Below are 16,618 nucleotides of genomic sequence, written 5' to 3' on the forward strand. Positions count from 1 at the left end.
CCGGGTGTCGCTTCGCTCACCCGGGCTGCGGAACGCCGAAGCGCGATGGCGTTGGGTTTGAACCGATCGCCTCACCCCTTCGCCACGCTCGCATCGATCAGGAGCTTCGCCACCGCGAGCGCCGACTGCGCCGGCCCCTCCTCCGACTGCTGGCCGGTGACGTAGATGCCTTCGATCAGCAGCAGCAGGGCATCGCCGAGCACCGCGGGGTGGCGCGCGCCCATGCCGGACGCGAGCTCGCGCAGGCGCTTGCGGAACAGCTTCTTGTGCGCTTCGGCGACCTGCCGTGCGGGATTGTCGCGCGACGGATATTCCACGGTGGCGTTGGTCAGGCCGCAGCCGCGATAGCCCTCGCGCACGGCGCGCGTCGACAGCACGCGGATATAGGCCAGCACGTGCTCGCGCGGATCAGTGTAGGATTTTCCGCCGGGCTTCTCGAAATTCTCCCAGAAGTTCGCCTCGTAGTCGCGCATATAGGCGGCGGCGAGATCGTCCTTGGAGGCGAAGCTGCGATAGAGGCTCGGCTTGGTGACGCCAGCCCGCTCCACCACCTCGTCGACGCCGACCGCGCGGATGCCCTCGCGGTAGAACAGCTCGGCCGCGGAGGCGCGGATCCGGTCGGCGGCTTTGGCCGGACGCTCCGCGGCTGGCTCGACGGCTTTCTTCATGACGGCTCCTCCCGGATTTTTCCACGCGGCCCGCTTGACAATGTTACTGACCGGTACGTATACACGGCGTATCGCAATACGTACCGGTAAGTAACATGCCAAGCACCCCGCTTCAAGCCGCCCCCGTGTCGAGACGCCCGTTCGGGCAGAATTACGCCTTCGTCGTCGTCGCCGTGATCTTCCTGGCGCTGCTCGCCTCCGCCGGCCTGCGCGCGACGCCGGGCGTGCTGATGCTGCCGCTGCAACAGGCGTTCGGCTGGGACGTCGGCGTGATCTCGTCGTCGGCCGCGGTCGGCATCTTCCTCTACGGCCTCGCCGGCCCGTTCGCCGCCGCGGTGATGCAGCGCTTCGGCATCCGCCGCACGGTGCTGGGCGCGCTCATGCTGATGGCGGCCTCGACCGGCGCGAGCTATTTCATGACCGCGCCGTGGCAATTGTTCCTGAGCTGGGGGCTGCTGTCGGGCATCGGCTCGGGCGCGGTCGCCAACGTGCTCGGCGCCACCATCGTCAATCGCTGGTTCACCAGCAATCGCGGCCTCGTCATGGGGCTTTTGACCGCGTCGACCGCGACCGGCACGCTGATCTTCATGCCGGGCCTCGCGGCGCTGGTGGCGTGGGGCGGCTGGAAGCCGGTGGTGCTGACGGTCGCCGCATGCTGCGCGGCGCTGATCCCGCTGGTGTATGTTCTGGTGCCCGAGCGGCCCGCGTCGGTCGGCCTGCGCTCGTTCGGCAGCCGGCACGACGATCAGCCCGCGCCGCCGGCGGCGGGCAATCCGTTCGTCGCCGCGCTCAGCAATCTGGTGCACGCCGCCAGGACGCGGGCGTTCTGGTTCCTGTTCGCGACCTTCTTCATCTGCGGCTTCACCACCAACGGCCTGGTCGGCACCCATCTGATCGCGTTCTGCGGTGACCATGGCATCGTCGAGGTGCAGGCCGCGAGCCTGCTTGCCTTGATGGGATTCTTCGACCTGTTCGGCACCACGCTGTCGGGCTGGCTCACCGACCGTTTCGATCCACGCAAGCTGCTGTTCCTGTATTACGGGCTGCGCGGCCTGTCGCTGATCTACCTGCCCTACTCGGATTTCTCGCTTGCGAGCCTGTCGGTGTTCGCGGTGTTCTACGGTCTCGACTGGATCGCGACCGTGCCGCCGACCGTGCGCATCGCCAACGAAGCGTTCGGCGACAAGAACGCGCCGCTGGTGTTCGGCTGGGTGGTCGCCGGCCATCAGCTCGGCGCCGCCTGCGCCGCGTTCTTCGCCGGCTTCATGCGCTCCGCGCAGGGCGATTACCTGCAGGCCTTCATGATCGCAGGACTGACCGGCATCATCGCCGCCGTACTGTCGCTGATGATCACGCGGAGGCCGGCGCAACCGGTGCTCGCCGCGGCGTGAGGCCGCGGACGACGTGCGATCAGGCAGCACGCATGAGCTCACGCGACATGCGGGGACGGACCGTTCCCCGGATGTCGCTTCGCTCTTGCTCAGCTCTTTGTTTGAGCATGATCTTTTCGGAAAACCGCTTCGCCTTTTCCGGATCATGCGCCAGGGCGCGCGGCTCGACCAGCAGGCCCTGTCGTTCGTAACGGCCGCGCGTTCGGCTGAAGCGCACGACGACGGCATATCGGGCGCTGCTCGCCTTGACGCGCCGGGTGAGCTTTGCGTCGCCGGCCGGCAGGAATTCGAGATCGTCGAGGCCGACGCAACGCAGGCACGCCGGACCGGGATTCTCCATCATCAGGAGATCGCCGGTGCCGCCGCAGCGATGACATCGCCACTCCTCGTTCAAGGGCTGGATGACCACCAGTTCCGGGGCGCGGCTGGCCCTTTGCTCCAGACGCGCGCGCTTCGTTTCAGAGAGCTCGGACGAGACCCAATGGGTTCGGTATGACGCCTCGACCGCGGGATGTCCGCTGCGGCTGAAGCGCAACGGGCGGCGCTGCGGCGTGCGATCGACGTACGCCGTCTCTCCCGCGGACAATCCCCTGGCGGACGCCCAGGCCTGGAGCAGCTGCATGGCTTGCGCGATGCGCGACGGATCGAGCTGAATCGCCTCCTCCAGGCAATCGATCTGCCCGCGGCGCCAGCGCTCGACCGCGCCGGGATCAAGCCAGCCGATCCGGACCAGAATATCGACGGCGCTGACAAGCTGCTCGGCGGCAAGCGCGCTTCCGCCGCCCTCGCGACACGATCGGCGAGGGGAACCCGATTCTTCCGGCTCATTGCAATTCTCGGCACACCAATCGACGCAGGATTCGGGCCGCCCGTCTCGACCGGGCGGATCGGTTCGCCGATGATGGAGATCGCGGTTTCGCGAATCAAGCCGCAGCGGTAACGATACGAAAGGCTGGCGGCCCAATTCGAGAGAGTTTCATGGCCCTTCCCCTCGCCCAACAGCAGTCGCGCTTCGCCCCGGGCGGCGAGATGCCTTCGACGTCCGAGGACCTCCTCGCCCGCTACCTGCAGCTGCGGGACATCTCCAAGGACCTTCACGAGGAGGCTCTCAAATCCCTGTCCGGCGACGCGCTGCTCAATCAGGCCCGCAGGCTCGGATTGGCGCGGGGAAAGACGCTGCTGCTCGAAGACATCGACGAAATGTACTATGTCTACGACCTTGCGATCTACACCGCCCCGCGGGGTCGTTCGCGGGCGATCGACCGCTACGCCAAGTCGGCGAGGTTCGAGGCGCAGTCCGACCAAGAGTTGGTGCTGGATGCCATGCGAAGGTCGCAGTTCGCGATCCTGCTGATCGAGCAGCGCCACGATGCGATAGGCGTGATCGCCACCGACATCCTCCGCAACACGAAAGTGTGGCTGCTCGACATCGGGATCGAGAGTTCGATGGAAGATGGAGAATTGTTTGCCACGAGGCTGCTCACGCCCGGGCCGTTCTCGATGACCGCCGGCGTCCTGGTCCCGTTCGAGATCGGAATGCTCAAGCCGGTCTCCATGCTGCTGCCGCAGCGCATCGGCGATGGCAATCCGGGCCGGGCAGCGGACGACAGGCGCTTTGCCGAAGCCGTCTACAAGGTAGCGCTCGCGGGCGGCGTCATGGATAAAGTGGTCTATTTCGATCCTGGCAATCAGGATCTTGGCGACGAGGCCTGACCCCGGATCGAACGCATTCGCGGCCATCTTGCCAAAGCCGGCACGGTCTTGGCCGGCATGGCGCTCCCTAGGGGAATCGAACCCCTGTTTCAGCCTTGAGAGGGCCGCGTCCTAACCGCTAGACGAAGGGAGCGTTGAGAGGCAAGGCAATAGCCTTGAAATCGCCCCGCCGCAAGGTGGCTTGTGCATTGCGGCGGGGATTTTGTCATCCATGCTTACCATGCCGTGCCCGCGGTTTCGGCACGGATGGGCCCGGGAACGCTTCCTGCGCGCGCTCCTCGAAGGTCGCACGTGTCACATCGGCGCGGGCCAGCGGTGCCGCCCGCGCTGATTGCATGATGACCACCTTTGATGACCACCCTTGATGGACCACCCTTGGATGTCATCTCTGCATCGTGCACGGCCCTGCTTTCGCCAAATGGAAATGCAAAACACCTGGCTGTGAAGTCACCCGTCGCCCGCCTCTGCTAACATCGCAGCCCTTCACCATGCTGCGCCTGCACGGCGCCGGACAAGCGAGAGGAGTGCTTGGAACAAAGCGCAGGCCCGCAGGCACGACCGTTTGGCTCACCAACATCTTGGCAACAACAGACATCAGCGGACGCTGGCGATGGAAGACGTTCCGCGCCCCGCGCCGCACCGGTCAATAGCTTAAAGAAGAGCGAGGACAGACCATGATCAAACTAAAAATCAACGGCCAGGAACAGAATTGGGACGGCGACCCGAACCTTTCGCTGCTATGGTATCTCCGTGACGAAGCCGGCCTGACCGGCACCAAGTTCGGCTGCGGCCAGGCGCTGTGCGGCGCCTGCACCGTGATCGTCGACAAGGAGGCGGTGCGCGCCTGCATCACCGCGGTGTCCGACGTGGTCGGCCGCGAGGTCACCACGATCGAGGGCCTGCATCCGTCCGGCGACCATCCGGTGCAGAAGGCGTGGCGCCAGGTCAACGTGCCGCAATGCGGCTACTGCCAGGCCGGCCAGATCATGCAGGCGGCCGCGCTGCTCGACCAGAACCCGAAGCCGAGCCACGACCAGATCCGCGAAGCCATGTCGGGCAATATCTGCCGCTGCGGCTGCTATCAGCGGATCGAGAATGCCGTGCATCTCGCATCGACGGGGGTGTGACATGAATATCCGCACCAATCCGGGAAAGCTTCGCGGCTTCGAGAAGCACGCGAAGGTCGAGAACCTCTCGCGCCGCAGCATCCTCAAAGGGCTCGGCATCGCGGGCTCGTTCGTGCTCGCCGCGCCAGTGATGACGCGCCAGGCGTTCGCCTATGAGACCGGCGCCGGCAAGATGCCGCATGGCGTCGTGGTCGATCCGCGCGTGTTCGTCGCGATCGCGCCCGACGGCACCGTCACCATCCTGGCGCATCGCTCCGAGATGGGAACCGGCGTCCGCACCAGCCTGCCCTTGATCGTCGCCGAGGAGATGGAGGCCGACTGGTCGCGCGTCCATGTCCAGCAGGCGCATGGCGACGAGGTCAAGTTCGGCAACCAGGACACCGACGGCTCGCGCTCGACGCGGCACTATCTGATTCCGATGCGCCAGATCGGCGCCTCGGCGCGCACCATGCTGGAAGCCGCCGCCGCCAAGAAATGGGGCGTGCCGGCGACCGAGGTGAAGGCGCAGAACCACGAAGTCGTGCACAGCGCGAGCGGGCGAAAGATCGGCTTCGGCGATCTCGCGGCCGACGCCGCCAAGGAATCGGTGCCGAGCATCGAGGGCCTCAAGCTGAAGGACCCGAAGGACTTCCGCTATCTCGGCAAGGGCCAGGTCTCGATCGTCGATCTGCACGACATCACCACCGGCAAGGCGCATTACGGCGCCGACACCCGCCTGCCCGGCATGAAATACGCTGTCATCGCCCGCCCGCCGGTCACCGGCGGCAAGGTCAAGTCGTTCGATGACGCCGACGCGCTGAAGGTGCCCGGCGTCGAGAAGGTGATGGAGGTCAAGGGCTGGCCGTGGCCGTCCAAGTTCCAGCCGCTCGGCGGCGTCGCCGTGATCGCACGCAACACCGGCGCCGCGATCAAGGGCCGCGATGCGCTGAAGATCGTCTGGGATGACGGCGCCAACGCCAAATACGACTCCGTCACCTATCGTGCGTCGCTCGAAGAGGCCGCGCGCAAGCCTGGCCTCGTGGTGCGCAAGGAGGGCGACGTCGATGCGGCGCTGAAGAGCGCCGACAAGGTCATTGTCGGCGAATACTACCTGCCGCATCTCGCCCATGTCAGCATGGAGCCGCCGGTCGCGGTGGCCAATGTGACGGGCGACAAGGCCGAGATCTGGGCGCCCGTACAGAGCCCCGGCGGCACCCGCGAGGATGTCGCCAAGACGCTCGGGATTCCCGAGGACAATGTCACCGTCAACGTGACGCTGCTCGGTGGCGGCTTCGGCCGCAAGTCGAAATGCGACTTCGCGCTGGAGGCGGCGTTGCTGTCGAAGGAACTCGGCGCGCCGGTCAAGGTGCAGTGGACCCGTGAGGACGACGTCCATCACGACTTCCTGCACACGGTATCGGTGGAGCGGATCGAGGCCGGCCTCGACAAGAGCGGCAAGGTGATTGCGTGGCGGCACCGCAGCGTGGCGCCGACCATCGCCTCGACCTTCGCCGCCGGCGCCAACCACGAGGCGCCATTCGAGCTCGGCATGGGGTTGATCGACAACCCGTTCGAGATCGCCAATCTGCAGTGCGAAAATCCGGAAGCGGCCGCGTTCACGCGGATCGGCTGGTTCCGCTCGGTCTCCAACATCCCGCGCGCCTTCGCGGTGCAATCCATGGTCGGGGAAATCGCGCATGCGACGAACCGCGACCAGAAGGACATGCTGCTGGAGCTGATCGGATCGCCCCGGATCGTCAACCTGTCTTCGGTGAAGGATCCCTGGAACTACGGCGAGCCCTATGACAGCTACCCGATCGACACCGCGCGGCTGCGCAAGGTGGTCGAGCTGGTCGCCGAAAAGGGCGAGTGGGGACGCACGGTGCCGAAGGGCCACGGTCTCGGCATCGCGGTGCATCGCTCGTTCGTCAGCTACATCGCGACCATCGTCGAGGTGGCGGTCGACGACAAGGGCAAGCTCACGGTGCCACGGGTCGACACCGCGATCGATTGCGGCACCTACGTCAATCCGGAACGGATCCACTCGCAGATCGAGGGTGCTGCGATCATGGGGCTGAGCCTCGCCAAATACGGCGAGATCAGCTTCAAGGACGGCAAGGTGCAGCAGAGCAATTTCGACGACTTCCCGGTGATCCGGATCGACGAGTCGCCTGCAATCACCAACGTCTACATCGTGCCGCCCGGCGCGGATACACCACCCAGCGGCGTCGGCGAACCCGGCGTGCCGCCGTTTGCGCCAGCGTTGATCAACGCGATCTTTGCCGCCACCGGCAAGCGCATCCGCGCGCTGCCGATCGGCAAGCAGCTGGAGATTTGAGGCTGGAACGTTAGGCGGGACGGGTCGTTCTCATCGGTCCACTGGAGCAGATCGATGAGAACCCCACCTCAACCATTCGGGACGCTCGCGGCCATCCTGTCCGCGGGCGTCATTGTTTTTGCGGCACAAACCGCACTTGCGCAAACCACTTCGCCACCGCCCGCAACTGCGACGCGGCCGGCCAGGGTGCTGCCCGACCAGACGTCGGAGCCGAGCAACGGCCCGCCATCGACCGCTGACCAAACCACCGGCGAGGCCAGCAAGGATCCCAAGATCAAGCAGATGAACCAGGACGCGAAAAGCAAGGTCGAGCGAGAGGGTAAATAACGCAAAGCGCGGACCGGGAAGCGGCGGTCTCCCCAGCCGCCGCTTCCCGATCGCATCGCCCCCTGTCGGTTGAAAGCGCTCTCGAGCTCCGGCTCTGACCTGATCAGAACCGAAGCTCTCTTCGCGCGCCTACTTCTTGTCGAGCGCGAATACCCAGATCACGCCGCCTTGCGGGACGTTGTTCTCGAAGCCCGCAACCTTGCCGGCGAGCGCGTCCTGGATGCGCTGCGCGTCGACACCCCAGCCCGACTGGACTGCGATGTATTGCTTGCCGTCGACTTCATAGGATATCGGCATCGCCATGATGCCGGAGTTGGTCTTCTGCTCCCACAACAGCTCGCCGGTCTTGGCGTTGAAGATGCGGAAGGCGCGGTCGTTGGTGCCGCCGGAGAGAACCAGATCGCCCGCGGTCGCGGTCACCGCGCCGAACAGCTGCGAGGTCTTGTAGTCGTGCTGCCAGACCTTCTTGCCGGTGGCCGGATCCCACGCCTGCAACTCGCCGAAATGATCGGCATTCGGCGCCGGGATCAGGCCGATGTCCTCCGGCTTGGTGCCGAGCCAGAGCTGGCCGGGAACCAGGGGCTGCTTCTCGCCGGTGAAGCCGCCGCAGAAGTTCTCGTTGGCGGGGACATAGACCAGCTTGGTGTTCGGGCTATAGGCCGCCGACGGCCAGTCCTTGCCGCCCCACAGCGACGGGCAGAACTCGACCCGCTTGCCGAGCACCGGCTTGTGGTCGGGATCGAGGATCGGCCGGCCGGTCTCGGCCTCGACACCCTTCCAGACATTGGTCTTCACGAACGGCCAGCCGGCGACATAGTTGATCTTGTCCGGCTTGCGCTCCAGCACCCAGAAGATCGCGTCGCGCCCGGGATGCACCAGGCTCTTGAACGATCGCCCGTCGCGCTGCATGTCGATCAGCATCGGTGCATCGACCTCGTCCCAGTCCCAGGAATCGTTCTGGTGATACTGGAAGTGGGTCTTGATCTTGCCGCTGTCGGGGTCGAGCGCCAGCACCGAGCTGGTGTAGAGGTTGTCGCCGGGATGCATCGAGCCGGGCCACGGCGCGGCGTTGCCGACGCCCCAATAGACCGTCTTGGTGTCCTTGTCGTAGGTGCCGGTCATCCAGGCGGAGCCGCCGCCCGACTTCCAGTCGTCGCCGCTCCAGGTCTCGTGCCCGGGCTCGCCTTCGCCGGGGATGGTGAAGGTGCGCCACAGCTCCTTGCCGCTGTTGGCATCGAAGCCGACCACATAGCCGCGCACGCCGAACTCACCGCCGGAGCCGCCGACGATCACCTTGCCGTCGACGATCAACGGCATCAGCGTCATGTACTGACCCTTCTTGTAGTCCTGGACCTTGGTGTCCCAGACCACCTTGCCGGTCTTGGCGTCGAGCGCGACGACGTGGTCGTCGGTCGTCGCGAGATAGAGCTTGTCCTCCCACAGGCCGACGCCGCGGCTGGTCGGATGCAGCTGGAACAGATCGTCGGGCAGCTGCCGCTTGTAGCGCCAGTACTCTTCACCAGTCTTGGCATTAAGGGCGATCACCTGCCCCATCGGAGTCGCGACGAACATCACGCCGTTGTTGACGATCGGCGGCGCCTCGTGGCCCTCGATCACGCCGGTCGAGAAGGTCCAGGCCGGCTTGAGGTCCTTGACGTTGGACGTGTTGATCTCAGTGAGCGGACTGAAGCCCTGTCCGTCATAGGTCCGGCGATAGAGCATCCAGTTGCCGGGTTCGGGATTTTCCAGACGCGCTGACGTCACCGAACTGTAGTTTTCGATCGGCCCCGCGACGGCGTAGGTCGACATCAGGCACGTGAATGCGACACAACTCGACAGTAACCACTGCTTGCTTGTCATCAGATGCTACCTCCCTGCTCTGTTTTATTTTTCAGTTTTGTTTAGGTCATGCAGAAGTCCCGGTGCGGCCTCATCCTCCTTGCTGAGCACCCACCTTCCCGACGAATGGCGCTGCGACCGTGATCGCGCCGTCGGCCACCGTCAGCGGCAATGCCGCGAGGCGACGTGGCGCCGGCCCGAACACGACCTGCGCATTCTGCCGCGGATCGTATTCGGAGTTGTGACAGAGGCATTTCAGAACGTTCTTGTCGCCTTGATCCTGCTTCACCCAGGCGGTGATCGGACATCCGGCATGCGAGCAGATGACCGAGTAGCAGACGATGCCGTCGGCTGCGTGGGCGCGCGTGGCATCGTCGAGCTCGTTTGGATCGAGCTTGACTAGCACGACCTCGTTGAGCCGCGAACCCTTGCGGATGACGTTGGTCTTCGGATCCTGCGGCCAGGCACGAAGCGGTGGTCCGCCGAGCTTCAGATCATCCGACTTGATGACCTCTCCGGCCTTGTCGCCTTCGGCGCGCACCAGGACGTCGGCCTTTTGCGGCCGCTCACTGGCGCCGGGCTGTTCGTCATCGTCGGCGGCTGCGGGCTCGATCGCGGCGAGACAGGCGCAGCCCGCAAGCGCGGTCAACAGCGCACGGCGTGTCGGGTCGGTGCACGCCCCTGCTGCATCGGATTCACCGGATTGTTCGATGGAAGCGTTGGAGTTGGATCGCGGCATGGCGCAAGCTGAACGTGCAACTCGGCCGAAAAGATGGCGGCACACCTTCTCGATGCGCGAACGCAGGCGCAAAAAATATGCAGCGAATGATTTGCAGCTTTTGGTTGCAGCCTTTGGTCGATCGAAGCGCCGCGGCTTCGCGATTGCGAGCGTCAGGGCTCGTTGACGAAGCTCAGCCTGCCGGCAGGTTTCAGCGTCTTTGCATCAAATGTGCGGATCTCTGTTGCACCGCCTATATCGAGTGTGACCATCAAACGCTCGCCGGCGACGCCGGTTGCGACGATGCGGGCGCCCTTCGGCAGCGCAGCAGTGACATCGGAGACCGAAACAGGGCTTCCCTCGCTGCGATAAAGGCGGTAGCCGATGGCGATCAACACGACGGCCACGGCCAATGCCGAGGTCAGGCCCGCGATCAGCATCATGCGCCGCACCCGCGCGATCAGCGCGGCCTGGTCGGGGGTCGGTTCGGTCACAGCGGTGTCGGTCATCACAAGGCTCTATCTTTGCAAGTTACGTCGCAGCAGGTCTCTTCGAATGGCGGTCGGAAGCTGGAGGTCATCGTCGCCGGCGACGAGGGCTCGGCCCGGCTCGACCGCGTGCTCGCACAGCGCACTCCGGAGCTGTCGCGGTCCCGGCTGAAGGCGCTGATCCTCGCCGGTTCCGTGACCGTCAAGGACGCCGTCGTCCGCGACCCCGCTTATCATGTCATCAGGGGCGATACGATCATAATCGACGTCCCGGAGGCCGCACCCGCCGAGCCGAAGGGCGAGGACATCGCGCTCGATATCGTGTTCGAGGACGACGACATCATCGTCATCGACAAGCCGAGGGGCCTGGTGGTGCATCCCGCCGCCGGCCACGCCACCGGAACGCTGGTCAATGCGCTGATCGCGCATTGCGGCACCAGCCTGTCCGGCATCGGCGGGGTCAAGCGGCCGGGCATCGTGCACCGCCTCGACAAGGACACCACCGGCCTGATGGTGGTGGCCAAGAACGACCACGCCCATCAGTCACTGACCGCGCAATTCGCCGACCATGGCCGCACCGGCCCGATGGAACGCGGCTACATGGCGTTCGCCTGGGGCGTGCCGAACCGGCCGCACGGCACCATCGACGCGCCGATCGACCGCCACCCGCACGCCCGCGAGAAGATGGCGGTGCGCCAGGGCGGCCGCGAGGCGATCACCCATTTCGAGGTGCTCTCGAGCTTTGCCGGCCGCGATGGCAAGCCGGTCGCCTCGCTCCTGGCCTGCCGGCTCGAGACCGGGCGGACCCATCAGATCAGGGTCCACCTCGCCCATCTCGGCCATCCCCTGCTGGGAGACAGCGTCTACGGCCCGCATTTCAAGACCAAGGCCGGCCATCTCGGGCCGGAAGGTAAGGACGCACTTACCGCCCTCGACCGGCAGGCGCTGCACGCCTATCTGCTGGCTTTGGAACACCCCCGCACCGGGGAACTTTTGCACTGGGAAGCGCCTCTGCCGGAGGATTTGCTTCTCCTGCAACGGGCGCTGGCAGCGGCGGTATGACGCACCCCTCCCAGAAAAAGCTCGTCATGACAACAGGTTATAGCTGCCACACGGGGACGTGACGTCAGCAATCCTTCCCTATCACGGACCGTTTGGTGTATGTTGCACCTGCGCTGAATATCCAGCGCGGAACATCGCAGCATGGCCGGCTTTAACCCAGCGGCCACCTGCCGGGCCCGCCGCTATCGGGGGCCTGAACCACTGGAGGGCGCTCGAATGGCCCGTACAGCTACGTTGCCGGTTCTCAATGGAGAATCTGGCCTCTCACGTTACCTCGCCGAGATCCGCAAGTTCCCCATGCTGGAGCCCCAGCAGGAGTACATGCTCGCCAAGCGTTGGCGCGAGCATGACGATCGCGACGCGGCGCATAAACTCGTCACCAGCCATCTCAGGCTCGTGGCCAAGATCGCCATGGGCTATCGCGGCTACGGCTTGCCGATCTCCGAGGTCGTCTCGGAAGGCAATGTCGGCCTGATGCAGGCGGTGAAGCGATTCGAGCCCGAGAAGGGCTTCCGTCTCGCCACTTACGCCATGTGGTGGATCAAGGCGTCAATACAAGAGTACATCCTGCGTTCCTGGTCGCTCGTGAAGATGGGCACCACCGCGAACCAGAAGAAGCTGTTCTTCAACCTGCGCAAGGCGAAGAGCAAGATCTCGGCCCTGGAAGAGGGTGATCTCCACCCCGACCAGGTCAAGCTGATCGCCAAGCGCCTCGGCGTGACAGATCAGGACGTGGTCGACATGAACCGCCGCCTCGGCGGCGACGCGTCGCTCAACGCCCCGATCCGCGACGACGGCGAAGCCGGCGAATGGCAGGACTGGCTGGTCGACAACTCGCCTAACGCCGAAGCCATGATGGCCGAGAGCGAGGAGTTCGATCATCGCCGCCAGGCCCTCAACGGTGCGATCGGCGTGCTCAACCCGCGCGAACGCCGCATCTTCGAGGCGCGGCGCCTGGCGGATGAGCCGATGACGCTGGAAGACCTCGCCGCCGAGTTCGGCGTGTCACGCGAGCGCGTGCGGCAGATCGAGGTCCGCGCCTTCGAAAAGGTGCAGTCGGCCGTCAAGGGTACGATCGCCCGGCAGGAAGCAGCGCTCGAAGCCGCGCATTAAGCGCGCGGCGAGCCAACAGACACGAAAGCCGGCGGCAACGCCGGCTTTTTTGTTTTTGCAAGGCGGTGCTCGGTGCGCACACCCCAACCCCATGGCGGAGCCGTCAGCCGAGGCCCTCCACGCTGACCAAACGCGCCGAGCTGCAACCCTCTCTCAGGCGCTTCAGTCCTTGATACGTTGCGCCGTTGTAAAACGACTCCCAGGCCGCGACCGACGGGAATTCCAACAGCACAATCCTACGCGGCTCCCAATCTCCTTCGTAGACTTTGTGAGCTCCGCCCCGCGCAAGATATTTGGCGCCGGCCGCTTCCAGGGCCGGCTTCACGCCAGACATGAATTCCTGGTATTGCCTGGGCTCACGAATATCCACGTCGAAGATGACATAAGCCGCCATTGCATTCCTCGATCCATTTGAGTTGAAAGCCATCTCTGCCCTGTCTACTCCGGCAAGCCCGCCTTGCGCAGGCCCGCGCCGAAGCGCGCGATATCTTCCGGTCGCCGCACGCCGACACGGGTGTCCAGATTCGAGAGTGAGAGATTCGGGTCAAGCAGCTTGAGTTGGGCGAGGTATTTCTTGGTCAGCTCGGTCCGGTTCAGCAGCGCGGCGCTTGCCAGCGCGATGCGTGTCGCCGGCGAGAAGAACGGGTTCTGTCGCAGGGCCATCTCGGCGACGGCCAGTGCCTCTTCATCCCGGCCAGCGATGAAATGGGCCAGCGCCGCCGCGCCGTCGATCGTGAAGGTCTGCGGATCCACCGGGCTGAGGCGACGCGCGCGTTCGGTGTGAGCCAGCGCCAGTTCCGGTTCGCCACGCCAAGCGCACACGTACGCGCTTTGCGCCCACATCAGCGCGTGATTTACGTTCATAGCCAAGGCGCGATCAAGCAGCGCCGCACCGGTGTCGAGATCGCCCAGGATGTTGGCTGCGGCAAAGCCGCAGGATCCCAGGGTGAAGGCATCATCCCGGCCGACCTCGGGCGCCCGCGCAACGAGCTCGTGCACCCTTGGCACGAGCGAGGCAAGGTCGCCCACCCATCCGGTGGACCGCAGCGTGACATAGCTGACTGCCGCCATGCCGTAGGGCATGCTGAAGTCCGGATCGATCCTCATCGCCTCATGGAACAGCTTCAGCGCTTCTTCAATACCGGCCTTGGTCCATTGATAGAGAGAGCCGATGCCGCGCATATAGGTCATGTGTGCATCGGTGCTTTCGGTCGGCCGGTGCTTGGCGCGTTCGATCTCGGCATGGCGGATGGTCGGAACGAGCGCACCGGCCACGCGGGACGTCACCTTGTCCTGGAGGTCGAACACATCTTCCAGCGTACCTTCGAAACGGTCGACCCAAAGGTGAGTGCCGGTGATCGCGTCCACGAGTTGGCCGGAGATCCGCACGCGTTGTCCCGCCTTGCGCACACTGCCCTCGAGCACATAGCGGACGCCGAGTTCGCGTCCGATCTGCTTCACGTCAACCGCACGGCCCTTGTAGGTGAAGGAGGAATTGCGCGAGATCACGAACAGGCTGCTGAAGCGCGACAACGCCATGATGATGTCTTCCACCATCCCGTCGGCGAAGTAGTCCTGATCGGGATCCGGGCTCATGTTCTGGAACGGAAGCACCACCACAGATGGCTTGCCCGGCAACGCCAGCATGGGTGCGGGCGCCGCGGCCGTCTCGGCCCGGCCAAACTGGATGCGGTAGACCCGAATTGGACGCGCGATATTCTTGAGTTGTTGCTCGCCGCCGTCGCGGAACGTGACGTCGAGCCGCCCGTCGACGTCCTCCTGCACCCTCGCTGAGACGCAGATGCCGCCGGGATCGGCAAGACCCTCCAGACGCGCGGCGATGTTGACGCCATCGCCGAAAATGTCGCCGTCCTCGGAAATGATATCGCCGACGTGCACGCCGATGCGAAATTCGACACGTTTAGAACTGGCGACACTGAGATTGGCGCTCGCCGTTGCGAGCTGGATGTCGACCGCGCAGCGCACGGCGTCCACGGCGCTGGCAAACTCCGCCAGCATGCCATCTCCAGTGGTCTTGACCAGCCTGCCGCGGTGCTCGGTGATCTTGGGCTCGACGACGCCGTTGCGATGCCCGCGCAACTGCACCAGCGTCCCCTCTTCGTCGGCGCCCATCAGGCGGCTATAGCCGGCCACGTCCGCGGCCAGAATTGCCGACAATCTCCGATCGAGGCGTTCTGCCAACAGCATCACTCCGGGAAGGCTCCCGCCAGCATATACGGAGGTACCGGATTGCAAAATACCGCGGCCGACCTTTCGGGCGTGTGAGCCCGTTCATACGACGATCAGGACCGCTTCAGCACCGCATCTCGGAAGGGAGCGATCCAACCCCCGGCGGTCAGAAGCGCTGCGATCGGCGAGGCAACCGGCAGTACCGCGCGGCGCAGGACGCCGCGCCCGGCACGCAGATGCCGCCACGCTTCGTGCCGATGTCCCAACCGAGGGACATTGCCCCGCCGAAGCCGGCTATGGACAACAAGTCGATCTCAACCGCCGAGCCTAACGCGCTTCCGCGGAAATGCGATAGGCTTGATGGCAGGCAACGCAATTCCTCATCGTGTCGGCAAGCGTCTTGTTGATTTTTGCCGCCGGCGCGCGCGCAGCCGCCTGCTCAGCGATCTGGTCAAAGCCGCTCCGGACCGAGCCGATCATCGCCTTCCAGGCGTCGCTTTCCTTGGCGGCCAGGGTCGCCGGCCGGACCAGCGCGGCATTGGCCTTGCGACCGCGCGCCGCTGCTTCACGCGCGACCAGATCCAGATCGCCCGAGCCAAGCCCTTCCTCGACCTCCACGATGGAGGCCAGGAACAGCCGCATTTGCTCCAGCACGAAGGCTTTCTCGATGTCGGTTCGCTGCACGGGCTCTCGTGTATCGGTCGTTTCGTCGGCCCGTGCCGGCGACGCGATTGCGCCAAGCAATGCAGCCAGGGTGATGACGATCGGAGCGATCCGGTAACGCATGATGCAAGTCCAGTGTCTCATGGCCGGATTACTTTCGCTCCACCAGAAGCGCTCGACAGTCCGTGTCGCCGACGTTTTCAGCCGTATGCGAGGCAGTGATGGGCCCCGCGCTGGCCGCTCCGGCCTTGTTCTTCAGTTCGCGCGTCGTGCCGTCCGGATTGTGGACCCGCACGGCGCAATCATCGAGCGCGTAGACCACGAAAGGAAGCGGGTGCGAATGCGGCTTGTCCGTTGTGCCTTTCTTCCAGGTCGCCGCGATTACACGAAAGCTTTGATCTTCGAAGATGACCTTATAGACCATCGGATCGGCCTGATAGGAGGGAGGAGCCTCCTGCGCCGAGGCCGAACCGATCCAGATCGCGGCAACTCCCAATCCAAACATCGAACGTTTGACCATAGACAAATCCTTTGCGGAAGAAATATCGAGGTTGAAGCGCTAAAGCAGACCTTGGGCGGCGGCGTTGTCGCGATCGACCTGCCGTTGCCGGACAATCGACAGCTCTCCCCTGCATGCAGCGAACGTGTCTGTGCCCGCGCCGATTCCGAACTTTCCGCAGAATTGGCGATCTTCGTCAGCAACCCTCCTCACGAGGTCGTCGTGTGCGGCGGCGCGCATGGCAGGACCTGCGACGAAGACGGCGTACAGGCCAAAAGCGGCCATGATCGCAATAAACAAGGCGTATACAAGCGAACGGAGCGGCCCCGCAGTGGAGCCGTGCACGCCGCTATCGATTTCGGTCATCAAAAAAATTCCTCAAGCAATGAAACTGAAAAATAAACGGGCCCATGGGGGCAAGGTCGGACCGCAGATAAATCTAGCCTTTCCGAGCGAGACGCAGTCGGAAAACTTTGCGCCTATCGAAGGCACCGGGAAAAGCT

General features: G+C 64.7%; 19 protein-coding genes and 1 tRNA gene. 9 read left to right on the forward strand and 11 right to left on the reverse strand.

Features of this window, described 5'->3' with window-relative positions; all coding sequences use genetic code 11:
* Positions 1–71 precede the first annotated feature (71 nt).
* A complete protein-coding gene (locus ACVINW_RS03670) occupies positions 72–668 on the reverse strand; it encodes a TetR/AcrR family transcriptional regulator (RefSeq protein ID WP_456750056.1) in 597 nt (198 codons plus the stop codon).
* Positions 669–763: 95 nt separating this feature from the next.
* Here ACVINW_RS03670 and ACVINW_RS03675 point away from each other — a divergent pair, with 95 nt between their 5' ends.
* A complete protein-coding gene (locus ACVINW_RS03675) occupies positions 764–2,059 on the forward strand; it encodes an MFS transporter (protein ID WP_456750057.1) in 1,296 nt (431 codons plus the stop codon).
* A gap of 19 nt (positions 2,060–2,078) precedes the next feature.
* Here the strand turns inward: ACVINW_RS03675 and ACVINW_RS03680 are convergent, their stop codons facing one another.
* On the reverse strand, positions 2,079–2,681 hold the full coding sequence (locus ACVINW_RS03680) for a hypothetical protein (RefSeq protein WP_456750058.1): 603 nt from the start codon (positions 2,679–2,681) through the stop codon (positions 2,079–2,081).
* Between the two features lie 3 nt (positions 2,682–2,684).
* Between ACVINW_RS03680 and ACVINW_RS03685 the strand changes: the two genes are divergently transcribed.
* Both ACVINW_RS03685 and ACVINW_RS03690 read left to right on the forward strand, forming a co-directional pair.
* Entirely contained in the window at positions 2,685–2,999 is a 315-nt protein-coding gene (locus ACVINW_RS03685) for a hypothetical protein (RefSeq protein WP_456750059.1), read from the forward strand.
* 38 nt (positions 3,000–3,037) lie between these two features.
* Positions 3,038–3,772, forward strand: a complete 735-nt coding sequence (locus tag ACVINW_RS03690) for a hypothetical protein (RefSeq protein WP_456750060.1) — start codon at positions 3,038–3,040, stop codon at positions 3,770–3,772.
* Positions 3,773–3,830: 58 nt separating this feature from the next.
* On the opposite strand, the gene ACVINW_RS03695 is transcribed toward ACVINW_RS03690, so the two are convergent.
* Positions 3,831–3,905 (reverse strand) — tRNA-Glu (locus tag ACVINW_RS03695).
* A 541-nt stretch (positions 3,906–4,446) separates the two neighbouring features.
* Between ACVINW_RS03695 and ACVINW_RS03700 the strand changes: the two genes are divergently transcribed.
* From ACVINW_RS03700 to ACVINW_RS03710, 3 genes are read left to right on the forward strand one after another with little or no spacing between them, the layout of a single operon-like run.
* Positions 4,447–4,899, forward strand: a complete 453-nt coding sequence (locus ACVINW_RS03700; protein ID WP_212011495.1) for a (2Fe-2S)-binding protein — start codon at positions 4,447–4,449, stop codon at positions 4,897–4,899.
* Position 4,900: 1 nt separating this feature from the next.
* Positions 4,901–7,216, forward strand: a complete 2,316-nt coding sequence (locus tag ACVINW_RS03705; protein ID WP_456750061.1) for a molybdopterin cofactor-binding domain-containing protein — start codon at positions 4,901–4,903, stop codon at positions 7,214–7,216.
* Positions 7,217–7,270: 54 nt separating this feature from the next.
* Positions 7,271–7,543 (forward strand): hypothetical protein, encoded by a 273-nt coding sequence (locus ACVINW_RS03710; protein ID WP_456750062.1) that lies wholly within the window; start codon positions 7,271–7,273, stop codon positions 7,541–7,543.
* 129 nt (positions 7,544–7,672) lie between these two features.
* On the opposite strand, the gene ACVINW_RS03715 is transcribed toward ACVINW_RS03710, so the two are convergent.
* Together ACVINW_RS03715 and ACVINW_RS03720 are read right to left on the reverse strand one after the other, a co-directional pair.
* Positions 7,673–9,403 (reverse strand): methanol/ethanol family PQQ-dependent dehydrogenase, encoded by a 1,731-nt coding sequence (locus ACVINW_RS03715; protein WP_456750063.1) that lies wholly within the window; start codon positions 9,401–9,403, stop codon positions 7,673–7,675.
* A 70-nt stretch (positions 9,404–9,473) separates the two neighbouring features.
* Positions 9,474–10,121 carry a QcrA and Rieske domain-containing protein gene (locus tag ACVINW_RS03720; RefSeq protein ID WP_456750064.1) on the reverse strand — a complete coding sequence of 216 codons (648 nt, stop codon included), beginning with the start codon at positions 10,119–10,121 and terminating at the stop codon, positions 9,474–9,476.
* On the opposite strand from ACVINW_RS03720, the gene ACVINW_RS03725 reads away from it, so the two are divergent.
* On the forward strand, positions 10,093–10,287 hold the full coding sequence (locus ACVINW_RS03725) for a hypothetical protein (RefSeq protein ID WP_456756603.1): 195 nt from the start codon (positions 10,093–10,095) through the stop codon (positions 10,285–10,287). The genes ACVINW_RS03720 and ACVINW_RS03725 overlap by 29 nt on opposite strands.
* On the opposite strand, the gene ACVINW_RS03730 is transcribed toward ACVINW_RS03725, so the two are convergent.
* Entirely contained in the window at positions 10,274–10,609 is a 336-nt protein-coding gene (locus ACVINW_RS03730; RefSeq protein WP_456756284.1) for a hypothetical protein, read from the reverse strand. The genes ACVINW_RS03725 and ACVINW_RS03730 overlap by 14 nt on opposite strands.
* A 60-nt stretch (positions 10,610–10,669) precedes the next feature.
* Between ACVINW_RS03730 and ACVINW_RS03735 the strand changes: the two genes are divergently transcribed.
* Together ACVINW_RS03735 and rpoH are read left to right on the forward strand one after the other, a co-directional pair.
* A complete protein-coding gene (locus tag ACVINW_RS03735; protein WP_456756285.1) occupies positions 10,670–11,650 on the forward strand; it encodes an RluA family pseudouridine synthase in 981 nt (326 codons plus the stop codon).
* A gap of 216 nt (positions 11,651–11,866) precedes the next feature.
* Entirely contained in the window at positions 11,867–12,763 is an 897-nt protein-coding gene (gene rpoH, locus ACVINW_RS03740; protein ID WP_139481257.1) for an RNA polymerase sigma factor RpoH, read from the forward strand.
* Positions 12,764–12,866: 103 nt separating this feature from the next.
* Here the strand turns inward: rpoH and ACVINW_RS03745 are convergent, their stop codons facing one another.
* The 5 genes from ACVINW_RS03745 to ACVINW_RS03765 form a co-directional block, all read right to left on the reverse strand.
* Positions 12,867–13,157, reverse strand: coding sequence for a DUF1330 domain-containing protein (locus ACVINW_RS03745; RefSeq protein WP_456750065.1), 291 nt, complete (start codon positions 13,155–13,157; stop codon positions 12,867–12,869).
* Between the two features lie 44 nt (positions 13,158–13,201).
* Positions 13,202–14,971 carry an adenylate/guanylate cyclase domain-containing protein gene (locus tag ACVINW_RS03750; protein WP_456756286.1) on the reverse strand — a complete coding sequence of 590 codons (1,770 nt, stop codon included), beginning with the start codon at positions 14,969–14,971 and terminating at the stop codon, positions 13,202–13,204.
* 309 nt (positions 14,972–15,280) lie between these two features.
* Complete coding sequence (locus ACVINW_RS03755; RefSeq protein WP_456750066.1) at positions 15,281–15,739, reverse strand: hypothetical protein; 459 nt, start codon at positions 15,737–15,739, stop codon at positions 15,281–15,283.
* A 28-nt stretch (positions 15,740–15,767) separates the two neighbouring features.
* On the reverse strand, positions 15,768–16,136 hold the full coding sequence (locus ACVINW_RS03760) for a hypothetical protein (RefSeq protein WP_456750067.1): 369 nt from the start codon (positions 16,134–16,136) through the stop codon (positions 15,768–15,770).
* Between the two features lie 39 nt (positions 16,137–16,175).
* Positions 16,176–16,481 carry a hypothetical protein gene (locus ACVINW_RS03765; RefSeq protein ID WP_456750068.1) on the reverse strand — a complete coding sequence of 102 codons (306 nt, stop codon included), beginning with the start codon at positions 16,479–16,481 and terminating at the stop codon, positions 16,176–16,178.
* Positions 16,482–16,618 lie beyond the last annotated feature (137 nt).

The organism is Bradyrhizobium sp. USDA 4461, assembly GCF_054055655.1.